This is a genomic window from Clostridium akagii DSM 12554 (genome assembly GCF_000686725.1).
GTDB classification, from domain to species: domain Bacteria; phylum Bacillota; class Clostridia; order Clostridiales; family Clostridiaceae; genus Clostridium_I; species Clostridium_I akagii.
This window is the reverse complement of record NZ_JMLK01000023.1, coordinates 14,452-29,312: the sequence shown is the minus strand read 5'-3', so window position 1 is coordinate 29,312 and position 14,861 is coordinate 14,452. Positions and strand designations below refer to the sequence as shown.

The window sequence follows — 14,861 nt, the reverse complement described above, 5'->3', positions numbered from 1 at the left end:
CTATTCTTTGAGAATACCATATTTCTTGCATTTAAGTCCAACTGTCCTATGAGTTATGCCGAGGGCTTTGCCTGCCTTGTTATAGGTCTTATATTTTTTCATAGCCAAAGTTATTATCTCTTTTTCATAATCCTCAAGCTTTTTAAGTTCATCAGTTTCTCTAAAATTAATCAGACCACTTGAGATTGGTTTAATATTGGTAATATACATAGGTAAATCATTAACAGTTATCATGTTTGTGTCGCACATGTTAATGGCACGTTCTATTATATTTTCTAATTCGCGAATATTGCCTGGAAAGTGATATGATTCTAAATATTGTTGGCAATCACTATCAATAGAGGTTACGGATTTATTAAGTTTTTGGCTGAGCTTGTTTATAAAATACTCCACAAGTACATTTATGTCTTCTTTTCTTTTTCGAAGTGGTGGCAAGGGAATTGTAATTACATTAAGTCTATAATATAAATCTTCTCTAAAATCGCCTGTTTCAATCATTTCTTCCAAGTTTCTATTTGTAGCAGCTATTATCCGTACATCAACCTTTTGGGTTAATATACCACCTACACTTTCAAATTCTCTCTCTTGAATTACTCGTAAAAGTTTCACCTGCATAGCCTTTGGCATGTCCCCTATCTCATCAAGAAAAATTGTACCGCCATTTGCTATATTGAATTTACCAGGTTTACTTTTTATGGCACCTGTAAACGCACCTTTTTCATATCCAAAAAGCTCACTTTCAAATAGATTTTCCGGAATTCCAGCACAATTAATTCTCACAAGAGGCTTATCTTTTCTTAGACTACTATTATGAATAGCTTTAGCAACCAGCTCTTTGCCTGTCCCACTTTCACCTCTTATTAAAACTGTTGAAGTTGTAACAGAGGCTTTTTCAGCAATGATTAGTGCATCCTTTAGTGTTCTAGAACTACCTATTATATTGGAAAAACTACCGCTTAATTTTGTGTGTCTTATAAGTTCTGATTTGTAATAACTTAATTCCTCCTCAGACTTTTCAAGTTTACTTGCTATGTCCTTTATTTCATTAACTGTCTTTGAAATAGAAATGACACCTCTAAAATAATTGTCAACGAAAATTGGCTCTACGGTGGAAATTATATCAACATCATTTTTGCTGTAGAGAATATTTTCTATTGATTTCTTAGAATTAAAAACATCCATTCTATAGCCAGATGGAGAAATATCCTTTAGATCTTTTCCTAAAATTTCAGAAGATTTTAGGTCAAAATTTCTTTCATATGAAGGATTAACATAGCTGATTTTTCTGTTTTCATCAACAAAACAAATTAAATCATGAGAAGTTTCAAGTATTTTTTTGAATTTCCCATTAAGCTCCTTCATTCCAATTAGTTCAGATACATCTTGAAAAACTGCAATTGCTCCTATAATTTCACCGCCAGAAATAATAGGGGATCTATTTGCAAGCACTACCCTATTATTAATGTGTTGCATTTTACCAATTTGTTTTTCTGCTGTAGAAATCACTGCAGGGAGCTCTGAAGTTGGAATAATATCTGAAACAGATCTTCCAAGGACTTCATCATTATTTTTTTCTATAATATTAAGTGCATAGGGGTTTATAGAAGTGATATATGAATTCGCGTCTATGACGATTATTCCCATGGGGATACTTCCAAGAATCTGCTCATTAGCAATAGTATTTTGCTCTATAATTTTATCTAAATTAGAACTAGGAGCCCTATTTTCTTCAAGACCACTATTTATAAATGTACATAGAGAAAGAACGGCGTTTTGACCATCAAAGGTATCCTCTTTACAAGAAACCTCAATTAGCTCTCCCCTTTGTATCTTTTGTGATACGAGAGCCAGCATGCTCACTGCCATTGGTTCCCCAGCGTCAATCTTTTTTATATACAGATTTATATTATACTTGTTTTTAAGTTGAGAAGATTTATGGACTATCATAGCTGCTATTCTAGTATGGATACCATTTTCACAATTCACAATAATGGAATTTTTAAACATGATTTTCTCCTTATAAAATATATTAATGTAAAAAAAAGAAAATACTAATAAAATGGCGAAAGTTGATAAAAAGTATCAGCTTGTCACTATTGAGTTGATAATATTAACCAACCTAATAATACACCGTATTATCAAAGAAATCTAGTGATTTATAAAAAAATATTTAACTAAGTTGATAATTTTTATCAATAATTGTTATGTATAATTAACCTGCAAAATAAAGAAACTAACATTTTAAAGGGTTTTAAAGGTAATAATAAAGTTGGCATGATTATTGCTTATTATTAATAAGGAACATAAGTTAGTTTATTAGGAGGAATAATGATGAAAAAAGGAATTGCTGCTTCAAAAGGATATGCTATTGGTAAGGTATTTGTAAAGACTGACAATGAAGTTAAAATAACTGAAAAAAAAATAGATGATATAGTTGCCGAAAAAGAAAGATTAAATGTTGCAATTGAGGCTTCAAGAACACAACTTAAAGCAATAAAAGAAAAAGCTGAAAAAGAAATAGGCGCAGACAAGGCATCTGTTTTTGAAAGTCATATAATGCTTTTGGATGACCCTGAATTTACTGGTGCAATGGAAACAGGGATTGCTACAGATTCAATTAATTCGGAAAAGGCTGTTTCAGATGTTATAGACACCTATGCTGCAATATTTGAAGCAATGGAAGATGCTTATATGAAAGAGAGAGGCGCAGATGTAAAGGATGTAGGAAAAAGAATCCTTGATAATCTTTCAGGAAATGCTGATGGAGGAATGGATAGCATAGAGAAAAACACTGTAATTGTATCTCACGATTTAACACCTTCAGATACAGCGCAACTTGATAAAAGTAAGGTAATAGGTTTCTTAACAAATATAGGCGGAAGAACATCACATAGTGCTATAATGGCAAGAACCTTAGAAATACCAGCTGTTGTTGGACTTAATAGTATAACTGATAGCGTGAAAAATGGTGACTTGATTATAGTTGATGGAACAGAAGGTATTGCAATAATAAATCCAGATCAAGCTACAGTAAAAGAGTACAGTGAAAAGAAGAAAAAGTTTGAAGAAGAAAAAGAAGAACTAAAAAAATTAATAGATCATAAAACTGTAACTAAAGCAGGAAAAAGAGTAGAGGTTTGTGGTAACATTGGTAAAGCTAAAGATGTAGAGACTGTTATTGCTAATGGTGGAGATGGAGTCGGCTTATTCAGAACAGAGTTCTTATACATGGATAGAGATTCAATGCCAACTGAAGATGAACAATTTGAAGCTTATAAACATGTAACTGAAAAAATGGGAGACAAAACGGTTGTTATAAGAACACTAGACATTGGTGGAGATAAAAAACTTACGTATCTTCCACTACCAGAAGAAATGAATCCATTCCTTGGATTTAGAGCAATTAGATTGTGTTTAGGCAGAAAAGATATATTCAAGGTTCAATTAAGAGCATTACTTAGAGCTTCTTCTTATGGTAACCTTAAGATCATGTTTCCTATGATTTCTTCACTGGGAGAATTTTTAGAAGCAAAAGAGATTTTAAAAGAATGTATGGGAGAACTTAAAGCTGAAGGAAAGTCATATAATGAAAACCTTGAAACAGGAATAATGGTAGAAATACCAGCAGCTGCTATAATGGCAGATGAACTTGCAAAATATGTTGATTTCTTTAGTATAGGAACTAACGATTTAATACAATATACACTTGCAGCAGATAGAATGAATGAACAAGTTTCATATTTATACAATCCAATGCACCCAGCTGTTTTAAGACTTATAAAAATGACTATAGAGGCAGCTCATAAAGAAGGAAAATGGTGCGGAATGTGTGGAGAAATGGCAGGAGATGAAAAATTCATTCCAACTCTTGTAGAATATGGTTTAGATGAATTTTCAATGAGTGCTTCTTCTATATTAAATGCTAAAAAATATATTATGAAAAACTAGTTTTAAAGATTAATTTCAAAAATTAATTAATATTTTGGGGATGTAAGTAGATTTATTTAAATAAATCCACTCACATCCCTATTTTACTTGTAGTTAAGAGCAAAATGTTTGATAATAGAGTATATGTGTAACAATAATATGCATGAACGGGTAAATAGGTTAAAAATCAATACATTACAAAGGTGATTAAATTATGGATAAAACTAGAAGGTACTACAACAAGGCAATAGAGTGTTACCAAAATGGATATATTGAAACTGCGATAGAATTTTGTGAGAAAAGCATTTCCTATGATATAAAAAATAAAGCATCTTTAGATCTAAAGGGCATATTATATTATCTAAAAGGAGACATTTCTGGTGCAAAGGCATTGTGGAGATTAAGTGAGAGAGAAAACAATGATAGTGTTGCAAAAAAATATTTAGAGGGAATAGAAAATGATGAAAAAAGGCTTGAACTTTATGTTAAAGCAATAGGTTTAATTCAGGAAGTAAAGATAAATGAAGCACTAAAATTATTAATAACATGTGCAGATAGTGATTTCAATAGCATTAATGTGAATAATTATTTAAGTATTTGTTACATGAAAACTGGTGAATTTGATATTGCTATAGAGTGTGTTGAAAAAGTATTAAGCATTGATGTGAAGAATGAAATTGCAATAGATAATAGGAAAAATTTAATAAAATATGGAGTAATAAAAGGCAAAAAAGCATATGGCAAAGTAATTTGTGTTTTTGGAGTAATTTGTGTCGCTATCTTATTAATATTTATTTTCAAACCAATAAAAAACACAAAAAATGATTTAAAAGTTACAAGAAGTAGCCAAATAAATAAAGCTAGTGCTAAAATCACTAAACCTAAGATAAATAAAAAATCAGATAATAAAGCAGTTCAGGTTCAATTTCCAGGAGTAGATTTTAAAAATGTTCTAGTTAATAAAGATTTTGAAAAATTATATGATTATTGTGAGAAGTGGAAAGATCAAAAATTAGAACCTAGTGATAAAACTTTAGTAACTCAGGGAATAAATCTTTTGACTAGTGATGGAGCTACCTATTTTTATAAGAGCGGAACTGCATTTTATAGCAATAAAGATTATAATAACTCTGTGATAGAGTATTTAAAAGCATATGAATATGGTACTAGCAGTTATCTATTACCTCATATAATATATTTTATGGCTAATAGTTATCAAGAGCTAAATGATTATAACAATGCATTAAAATATTATGGTGTGTATGATACTAGCTATAGTAAAGGTGACTATGAAGAGACTGTATTATATCAGATGGCAATTATGAGCCGAGATAAAAATGATGAAGTAGCGAAAAGATATGCTACTAAACTAGTAGATAATTATCCCAAATCAATTTATAACAATTCAAACATACAATCTATAATTAATAGCAATAATTAAATAGGCCACTTTACACGAGAAGGTAATTTATAACACATAAATCAGAGTGTAAAGTGGTATATTTCTAACAAAAGCTTAGTTTATAAATCTCAGTTTTGCTATTGACACTTATATTTTTATATGTTAAATTGTATATACAAACAGATTGCATGCAATTTAATTGAGCTTAACTTTAAAATATATGTGGATGATTTTATTAATATTTATGATGTTAAAGCTAAAAATTCTTCAGAAAAAGAAATAAAATAAGATTTTAATCAACAACTAAAGTAATTGATATTTGAGAAGAAATTTTAAAACTTATATATTATAATATTATATATTTAACATAGACTATTAATATATAATTTATTCAGTTGTGAAATTAATATTAATTAGAATGTAATCATCTATGCAATTTGAGGTTATTGACTAATTATCTATTTAATAATACAATTAAAATAAATACAATACCTATATGGGGTATATCTAAGGAGGAAAATTATGGTTAATGAAATTAATGACGCTAGTTTTAGTCAAGAGATTAGTAAAGGAACGGTAATAGTAGATTTCTGGGCTGTATGGTGCGGACCTTGTAAAATGTTAGGACCTGTAATTAACGAACTTTCAGAAGATTTAAGTGGAAAAGCTAAATTTGTGAAGGTGAACGTGGATGAAAATCCAGCAACGGCAAGTCACTATAAAATAGCAAGCATTCCTACTGTTATTGTATTTAAAGATGGTGAAGTAGCTGAAACTTTAGTAGGATTTAGACCTAAAGCAGCCTTAAAAGAAATAATAGATAAATATATATAACAAGTAGCGTAAGGATATTGTTATACAATATACCTAAGGGTTATGGAGCGAAAGCTTAGTAAACTCTTAGGTATTTTTTAAACATATAGCCACGTACTTTATTATTTGGAGATGATTAAGTGGAAGAAAGATATGATATTGCAATAATCGGAAGTGGACCAGCAGGACTTTCAGCTGCTATTAATGCCAAGATTAGAAATAAAAAATTTATTTTGTTTGGAACAAATAATTTGAGTTTTAAGATAAAGAAAGCTCCTAAGGTAAATAACTATTTAGGTTTTCATGAAATTACTGGAGAAGATTTGGGAAAAAAATTCAAAGATCACATAGATAATATGGGTATTAAGATAACTGAAGAGAGAGTTAATGCTGTTTATGCAATGGGAGATTATTTTACGCTTATGGTTAATGAAAAGGCTTATGAAGCAAAGACTCTTATAATTGCATCAGGGATGGAGTTCACAAAACCTTTAAAAGGTGAGGAAAGACTGCTTGGAAAGGGAGTTGGATATTGTGCAACATGTGATGCTCCATTGTATAAAGGGAAAACAGCAACAATAGTGGGGTATACAAAGGAAGCTGAAAAAGAAGCTAACTATGTAAGTGAATTAGTTTCAAAACTATATTATGTCCCAATGTATAGAGATTCTTATAACCTTAATAAAAATATTGAAATAATAAATGAAAGACCTAAAGAGATAACAGGTAAAGATATTGTAGAAAAATTAGAATTTAAAGATTCTGAAATAGAAACTGATGCAGTGTTTATTTTAAAGGATAGCGTTGCACCATCACAATTGGTTCCAGGTCTTTTAGTTGAAGACGGACATATAAATGTAGATAGAAAGATGATGACAAATATTGAAGGCTGTTATGCAGCAGGTGATTGTACTGGAAAGCCATATCAATATTTAAAAAGTGCTGGTGAAGGTCAAGCAGCAGCGTTAAATGCAGTTGAATATTTAGATTCTAAAAAGTAGAAAGTTGCTATGCAATTTTCTACTTTTTATTTTATATTAGATATTTAAATGAATTTTAATTTCAGTTAAAATTATCAAATAATTTTTTAGTTATGGGATATATTAAAAAACTAATGTGCTATGAAAAAAACATGGTTTCCAATGGGTTTAACATTATATTTTTTTATGGCATCCATCCAAGTAGATTTAGATAATTTGGGATTGTAAAAATATAATGCATTTGCAGTTGGATCATTACCGCCTAGTGCAGCGTAGACGGCATCATAACACGTTTTATTAGGCTCAGCATCTATTTGTCCGTCTATAACACAAGAAAAAGCATATTTTTGTTTAATAACTCCGTCTATGCTTTTGGGAAATTCGTTATTTTTTAACCGATTAAGTATAACAGAGGCAACGGCTACTTTTCCCTCGTATGGTTCAGCATTACTTTCTTTATATACCACCTTTGCCATTAAATTTATATCATCGCTGGTAATGGCAAAGGCTCTTCCTTCCGTATTGAATACTTCAACAGTGTCTGTTTTTTCGTGGTAGAGATTAGTTGAACCTCTATTTATAGAAGGTGGTGGATTATTACTTTTAGCATCCTCGGAAGTTAAAACCTGTGCACTAGAGACACTCGGGGGTAAAAAACCTAAAAACAGAATACACAAAATAGCCCAAATACTTTTTTTCATTTCATATTCCTCCTTTTATTCATACAATATCAGCTATAAGGGTTTTATAAATTGGAACCTTACAACTGATGAGATTTGTATTGGTTCAGCTAAACATCAATATGTATAAAGCACCACACATGCTGGTTAGCTGAACTTTATTTACGAGGTTAGCTGACGGGTTCGGTAAAGGCACAACCTACGCTAAAAGCGATTCACCCCCAAAACTTGGTTTCCCCGTATGACTTAGGCTATTGGTATTATTCCCTATATAAAAGAAATAATACAAAGTTAAAAAATTTTTTCAGTTTCTATTATCATTGGTAAATTAATTAAATTTATTCCATTACTAATTTTTATATAGTAAAATGGTGATGCCTTAAGAGTGTTGTTTATCTTTTAATAAGGTAAAATCACTATTCATTAAGTCTAATTTGGAATTGGCATCTTTATATAAATTTGAAAGGTCCTTTGAGCTGTAAACCTTAGCACCTTTTTTTTCTTTATTAATAGCATTAATAAAACTTTTAAGGTAAAGATCATAATCGTCAAAAACTTTTTTTAAAGCACTATATATACTTACTCTATTTTCGGGTACAATAATTTCTGAAAAGTGTTCGCTTAAATAATTGAAATCATTTTGGTTTTTAGTGACCTTTGCTATGGCACTATCATAGGATATACTATTTTTTCTAGCACATTCTGCATAGTAATATAGGTTACACTTTATGGAGCTAAATTTTGTTAGTACATCTTGTAAATTATTATCAAATTCTGAATTCTCATTGTTTATTATTTCATTCTCTTTTTTTGTCCTTATAAAAGATGAAACCATGTTAGATGTGTTATTAACTAAAGTATTAATGGACGCTGGAAGACTAAAAGCACTGTCCTTTGACTTTATGTTAAGATAATATTTGTTACAACTGTTTTTATAATTCGTTACATTGTTTACGGAAGTGCTTATATCAGGTGAATCTGGATTATTTATTATGGATAGTAGTTGTTTATAGATTAATATATTAAAATTGAGACCTTCATTGAGACAATCAAATGTATTTTTATAATTGTCATAATCATCATGATTCTTTATGGTAGCATTTAATTTTGATAAAGAAGTTATAGTTTGCGGAAGGATTAATTTGGCACTTTTAGTGTTGATAGTTTGTCCATCAGTTATTGCAGAGGCAGTTATATTTATTTTGGCAATATCTTTTATGTATGTACTAATTTCATTACGACATCTATTATATTTACTCAAAACATAAAAATCAAAAATCATAAAAAAAACCGCGAATATAGTGAACATAACGGTGACAGATAAAATAAGTATCTTTTTATTTCTACAATCTAACATAATAAATCCCCATCCCAATCAATAAAATAAAGTCCAAGCTTCAATCTATATATACTAATAAATCAAAAAGATATGATATATATTTTGAGAAAATCACTTGAAAATTTTAATTAAGCCCACTGCCTACAGTCTGCATCTTAAGTTTGTTATTCACTTGTTCCACTCCTGGAATTGATTGCAAGAGAGTTACAAGTGCATCAAAATCCTCTTTTTTTTCAGCATATCCTGTGAGGGTAACCTTTCCTCTAATAACAATAGCAGAGATATCGTTAACATTAATTTTAGATTGCATTAGTGCCATATTTATATCATTTGTCAGTGAAGTATCATCTTTAAAGGCTGTAAGTTTAATAGTACCAACAACATTTTTAACCCCAAGTGTTTTGCCAGCTTCACTTATAGCTATTTGGCGGTCCCTTTCAGTTAAAACTTTACCAACTAAAAGTGCACTTCCAGCTGAAACTTTTCCACTTACACCTAAAATTCTATCTTTAAATTCACTGTTTCTTAGATTTTCATTTAAAAGCTCAGTTAATTTTTTATCACTTTCACCACCATCTAAAGAAATAATTATATTATTTTTAACTTCCGTCACCCCATCAATTCTATATGCGATTCTTTCACAATTAGCTTTCTCTGCTAGTACATTAGTGAATCCGTCTAAAGTTACTACTCCATTAACTGAATTTACTTTTATATCTTTGGAAGTAAATTTCATGGATTTAATTAATTCTGATTTTATTGAAGTTTCGATTTTCTTATCATTAACTAGTTTATTCATAAAAACATCACCTTTCAAATTTGTATATGTCATTAGTATTACCTAATAATTTTATTAATATTTTATAAATTATTGTTTCCTTTGCCTACACATAACTTCAATAGTGTATAATTAATAATAGCTAGAATTAAGGGAGTGAAAAAATTGGATACTATAAATATGATTATTGGTGCAGTTAAAACAATAAATGTAACTTCTATATTGGATATTCTTGCGGTTTCATTTATCTTTTATAAAGCTTATATGCTCATAAAAGAAACAAGAGGAGAACAACTTTTAAAGGGAATACTTTTAATAATTTTGCTTATACCAATAAGTAGTATTTTTCATCTTACTATGCTTAATTGGATTCTACAGAGGACTATAACTATTGGAGTTTTATCAATAGTAATCATATTCCAGCCAGAAATAAGGAGTGTGCTTGAACATCTAGGTAGAAGTGCATTTAACGATTTGCACGTTTTTCAGGATAAGGAAAAAATGAATGAAGTTATAACACAAATTTTAAATGCGGTTTTTATCCTTTCAGAAACAAAAACAGGGGCACTAATTGTTATTGAGCAAAGGACAAAGCTTGAAGATATAATTAAAACTGGGACTAAAATAGATGCTATAGTAAGTTCAGCATTATTAGAAAATATATTTGTAGTTAACACACCACTACATGATGGAGCCACAATAATTCGAGAGGATAGGATAATAGCCGCAGGGTGTTTTTTGCCACTTTCTTCAAATTATAATATAAATAAAAAATTAGGAACAAGACATAGGGCGGGTATAGGAATATCTGAAAATTCTGATGCTCTTGTAATCATTGTTTCAGAAGAAACTGGAGTGGTCTCTCTAGCCATAAATGGTAAATTAACAAGAAGTTATACTAAGGAAAAATTGAAAGATATTTTATTAAGGGTAATTCTTATTAGATTTTCTAAAAAGGACTCATTTAAAGAGAAGGTGAAGATGTGGAAAAGAAAAATAATAGGCAAATATTAATAAAAGTATGTTGCGTAATTGCCTCTTTTTGTTTGTGGCTTTATATTTCAAATTGGGAAAATCCAATAAGTACATATACGTTAAAAAATGTTTCAGTGGAACTTATTAACTCAGATTCATTATCACAATCTAACCTTACCCTAGCTCCAAATCAAAAATTTTCAGTACCAATAACTATAAGAGGGACGAATTTAGAGGTTATGAAATCAAAAGCAAGTGATTTTACAATAGTTGCAGATATGAGCGTTTATGCGGTTAAAGAAGGTGAAAACAGGATACCTGTTAATATAGTTCATTATCCAGACAATGTAAACATTCAAAATAGTAATAATATGTGGATAGATGTGGAAATAGATAAGTTAACCGAAAAAACTGTTCCTGTAAAAGTAAAGTTACAAGGAAAACCTAAATATGGATATTATTATTTAGAACCCACATCAAGCCAAGGGGAAGTTGCCATTAGTGGACCAAGTAAATCTGTTGAACTAGTGAGTAATGTGATAGCAAATGCAAACATTGATAGTCTAAATGCAAATTTAGATGCAGAGGAAGTACTTGAAGCAGTTGATAAAAGTGGTAAATCAGTACCCAATATTATAATAAAACCTCAAAAGATTAAAGTTACTGTTCCAATAAAAAAGAATGAAACGGTTGGTACAAATGCAGTAACTGGAGGAAATCAAACTAACACAGCTGATATAAAATCAAAAACAGTTAGTATAAATGTATTAACTTCAGGAAAGCAATCTACCGGGGTTGATATAAAATCTATAGCTCCTGTAGAACAGACTGTACAAATAACAGGTACCTCAAATGAAGTTGATGGTTTAACTTCAATTAACACTGAACCTATAGATTTGAGCAGTATAACAGGTGCGAAAACTATGAGTGTTAAACTTGCTTTACCAAGTGGAGTCACAACAATAAATGGAACTACTACTGTAAATGTAAAAATAAATGTGGATACAATAATTCAAAAAACTTTTTCAGCAAATATAACTCTTACAAACTTGCCAGACGGGTTTAGTAGCACTTTGGATAATAATGCTGTAAATGTAATAGTATCAGGCGATTCTACCATTATAAACGCAATAAAAAATGGAGATATAAGTGGAACTATTGATGGAACTTCTTTTAAAGAAGGAGTAAATAATGCTCAACCAGTTTTATCATTGCCTCAGGGCGTTAAGAATATGGGAGTAACTCCAAATTCAATAAATGTTACACTCACTAAAAAATGATCAGGAGGAACACACGTGCCAATAAAAGTAAATAATATAATTTTAGATATAGAAGATGACATTTCAAATTTGAAAAAAACCGTAGCAGAAAAGTTAAAAATTTCAGAAAATGCTTTGCTAAAATTCAAAATATTAAAGGAATCCATTGATGCTAGAAAAAAAGATATTGTTAAATTTAATTATGCAGTAGAAGTGTCAACAGAAAAAGAACAGCAGCTAGTAAAAAAACTTAATAATAAAGATGTAATATTTGAAGAAGAGTTTAATGGAGAACAACTTGTTATGGGAAATGAAAAACTTAGGTCTAGACCAGTAGTAATAGGTATGGGACCTTCAGGAATGTTTGCAGCATTGCTTCTTGCAAGACGTGGGTATAAACCCTTAGTAATTGAGCGAGGAGAAGATGTGGAAAACAGAACTAAAACTGTGCAGAAATTTTGGGATAGTGGAATCCTCAGCACTGAATCCAATGTTCAATTTGGAGAAGGTGGAGCAGGCACTTTTTCTGATGGAAAGTTAACTACAAGGATTAAAGATAGAAGATGTAAATATATTGTAGATGAATTTATTGGTTTTGGAGCACCGGAAGAAATAGCCTATTCAGGGAAACCACATATAGGTACGGATATATTAAAAGGTGTGGTTAAAAACCTTCGTGAAGAAATTATAAGTCTTGGTGGTGAGGTAAGGTTTAATAGTAAACTTCAGGATATTATTATAGAAGACGGAAGCTTAAAAGCTATAGTAGTAAACGGAGAGGAAATACCTTGTGAAGCACTAATACTTGCAATTGGTCATAGCTCTAGAGATACTTATGAAATGTTATATAAAAATAATATATCAATGGAGGCAAAACCTTTTGCCATTGGAGTAAGAGTAGAGCACCTTCAGAGCATGATAAATGAAAATCAATATGGAAATTTGGCAAGTCATCCAAGACTGAAAGCGGCAGATTATAGGCTTACCAGTAAATCAGAGAAGACGGGAAGAAGTATTTATAGCTTCTGCATGTGTCCCGGAGGTGAAGTAGTGGCAGCATCTTCAGAGCAAGGCAGGCTGGTGACAAATGGTATGAGTAATTATAAAAGAAATGGTGAAAATGCTAATTCTGCATTAGTTGTAACAGTAGGTCCACAAGATTTTATAAATGAAAGCAGTAAATTTGGTAGGGTTTATGATATGGATTATCCTCTTTTAGGTATGGAATTTCAAAGATTTTATGAAGAACTAGCATTCAAAGTTGGTGGTAGTAATTTTAATGCACCTGTACAACTGATGGGAGATTTTTTAAAAAACAGGGTGAGTAGCAGAATAGGAAAGGTAAAACCAAGTTATACACCTGGATATAAACTTGTGAATTTAAGTGCATGTTTACCAGATTATGTTGCAGAATCTTTAAAAGATGGAATTAAAAATTTTGATAGAAAGATAAAAGGATTTAGTGACTATGATAATATTTTAACAGGAATTGAGACTAGAACCTCTGCACCAGTTAAAATAATTAGAAATGATGAAATGCAAAGTATTTCTGCAGAAGGTATATATCCAAGTGGAGAAGGCTCCGGCTTTGCAGGTGGTATAGTGTCAGCAGCAGTTGATGGATTAAAATGTAGTGAAAGTATAATAAAAAAATATAAAATTTCGGATTGAATATTCTGAAAAATCATGTTTCTTGTGAAATTTTTGTTAAGATATAGGTGAGATGTTTTAAATTTAAAATTATTATAGGTAAAAAAATATTTAAGAAGAGGTGCACATTAATGATTAAAAGTTTTGATGAGATTATACTAAAGGTTAAAAGTAAAGACATAAAAACTGTAGCAGTAGCAGTAGCACAGGACAAACCAGTTCTTGAAGCTATTCGTGATGCAAAGAAAAACGGAATAGCAGAAGCAATACTTGTTGGAAACAAAAATGAAATAATATCAATAGCTTTAAAAGTTGGTATGAATATTGACGAATTTGAAATAGTTGATGAACCAGATATTAGAAAAGCAACTTTAAAAGCAGTGGAACTTGTATCAAAGGGTAAAGCTGATATGGTAATGAAAGGTTTAGTTGATACTGCAACCTTCTTAAGATCAGTATTAAACAAAGAAGTAGGCCTTAGAACTGGAAAACTTATGTCTCACGTTGCTGTTTTTGAAACAGAAGCTTTTGACAGATTATTATTTTTAACAGATGTTGCCTTCAATATGTACCCAACATTAAAAGATAAAATTCAAATAATAAACAATTCAGTAAAAGTTGCCCATGCAGTTGGAATTGAATGTCCAAAGGTAGCTCCAATTTGTGCTGTTGAACTTGTAAATGAAAATATGCCTGCAACATTAGATGCAGCTCTACTTTCAAAAATGAGTGATAGAGGTCAATTTAAAGGATGTATAGTTGATGGACCTTATGCCCTTGATAATGCTTTAAGTGAAGAAGCAGCAGCACACAAGAATGTAACAGGAGCCGCAGCTGGAAAAGCGGATGTACTTTTACTTCCCAACATAGAAACGGGAAACGTTATGTATAAAACAATGACATACATGACTAACTCAAAAAATGGATGTATATTAGTTGGAACTTCAGCTCCAGTTGTATTAACTTCAAGAGCTGATAGCCATGAAACAAAAATGTATTCAATAGCTCTTGCAGCACTAGTTGCAGGTGAAAAATAGTATTGACCTAGTACTCAGTAA

12 protein-coding genes and 1 riboswitch are annotated in these 14,861 nt (G+C 30.6%); of the genes, 8 read left to right on the top strand and 4 right to left on the bottom strand.

Features of this window, described 5'->3' with window-relative positions; all coding sequences use genetic code 11:
• On the bottom strand, positions 1-2,007 hold the full coding sequence (locus BR66_RS0112500; RefSeq protein WP_026883242.1) for a sigma 54-interacting transcriptional regulator: 2,007 nt from the start codon (positions 2,005-2,007) through the stop codon (positions 1-3).
• Positions 2,008-2,328: 321 nt separating this feature from the next.
• Here BR66_RS0112500 and ptsP point away from each other — a divergent pair, with 321 nt between their 5' ends.
• The 4 genes from ptsP (at position 2,329) to BR66_RS0112480 (ending at position 7,143) form a co-directional block, all read left to right on the top strand.
• Positions 2,329-3,948, top strand: a complete 1,620-nt coding sequence (gene ptsP, locus BR66_RS0112495) for a phosphoenolpyruvate--protein phosphotransferase (protein WP_026883241.1) — start codon at positions 2,329-2,331, stop codon at positions 3,946-3,948.
• Positions 3,949-4,141: 193 nt separating this feature from the next.
• Positions 4,142-5,368 carry a tetratricopeptide repeat protein gene (locus BR66_RS0112490; RefSeq protein WP_026883240.1) on the top strand — a complete coding sequence of 409 codons (1,227 nt, stop codon included), beginning with the start codon at positions 4,142-4,144 and terminating at the stop codon, positions 5,366-5,368.
• A 483-nt stretch (positions 5,369-5,851) separates the two neighbouring features.
• Complete coding sequence (trxA, locus tag BR66_RS0112485; protein ID WP_026883239.1) at positions 5,852-6,163, top strand: thioredoxin; 312 nt, start codon at positions 5,852-5,854, stop codon at positions 6,161-6,163.
• A gap of 119 nt (positions 6,164-6,282) precedes the next feature.
• Positions 6,283-7,143 carry an NAD(P)/FAD-dependent oxidoreductase gene (locus BR66_RS0112480; RefSeq protein WP_026883238.1) on the top strand — a complete coding sequence of 287 codons (861 nt, stop codon included), beginning with the start codon at positions 6,283-6,285 and terminating at the stop codon, positions 7,141-7,143.
• Positions 7,144-7,253: 110 nt separating this feature from the next.
• Here the strand turns inward: BR66_RS0112480 and BR66_RS0112475 are convergent, their stop codons facing one another.
• From BR66_RS0112475 to BR66_RS0112465, 3 genes are all read right to left on the bottom strand, one after another.
• Positions 7,254-7,823: a cell wall hydrolase gene (locus tag BR66_RS0112475; RefSeq protein WP_026883237.1), complete on the bottom strand. Its 570-nt coding sequence runs from the start codon at positions 7,821-7,823 to the stop codon at positions 7,254-7,256.
• 128 nt (positions 7,824-7,951) lie between these two features.
• Positions 7,952-8,068: riboswitch (cyclic di-AMP (ydaO/yuaA leader) on the bottom strand.
• Between the two features lie 113 nt (positions 8,069-8,181).
• Positions 8,182-9,159, bottom strand: coding sequence for a hypothetical protein (locus BR66_RS0112470; protein WP_026883236.1), 978 nt, complete (start codon positions 9,157-9,159; stop codon positions 8,182-8,184).
• Positions 9,160-9,265: 106 nt separating this feature from the next.
• A complete protein-coding gene (locus BR66_RS0112465; RefSeq protein ID WP_026883235.1) occupies positions 9,266-9,940 on the bottom strand; it encodes a BON domain-containing protein in 675 nt (224 codons plus the stop codon).
• A 159-nt stretch (positions 9,941-10,099) separates the two neighbouring features.
• On the opposite strand from BR66_RS0112465, the gene cdaA reads away from it, so the two are divergent.
• The 4 genes from cdaA (at position 10,100) to ptb (ending at position 14,840) form a co-directional block, all read left to right on the top strand.
• The gene (cdaA, locus tag BR66_RS0112460) at positions 10,100-10,933 is read left to right on the top strand and encodes a diadenylate cyclase CdaA (protein ID WP_423219381.1); all 834 of its coding nucleotides are present in this window, start codon (positions 10,100-10,102) and stop codon (positions 10,931-10,933) included.
• Positions 10,903-12,174 carry a CdaR family protein gene (locus tag BR66_RS0112455; RefSeq protein WP_026883233.1) on the top strand — a complete coding sequence of 424 codons (1,272 nt, stop codon included), beginning with the start codon at positions 10,903-10,905 and terminating at the stop codon, positions 12,172-12,174. The genes cdaA and BR66_RS0112455 overlap by 31 nt, the downstream gene beginning before the upstream one ends.
• A gap of 15 nt (positions 12,175-12,189) precedes the next feature.
• Positions 12,190-13,824, top strand: a complete 1,635-nt coding sequence (locus BR66_RS0112450) for an NAD(P)/FAD-dependent oxidoreductase (protein ID WP_026883232.1) — start codon at positions 12,190-12,192, stop codon at positions 13,822-13,824.
• A gap of 110 nt (positions 13,825-13,934) precedes the next feature.
• Positions 13,935-14,840, top strand: a complete 906-nt coding sequence (ptb, locus tag BR66_RS0112445; protein ID WP_026883231.1) for a phosphate butyryltransferase — start codon at positions 13,935-13,937, stop codon at positions 14,838-14,840.
• The last annotated feature ends 21 nt before the right edge of the window (positions 14,841-14,861 follow it).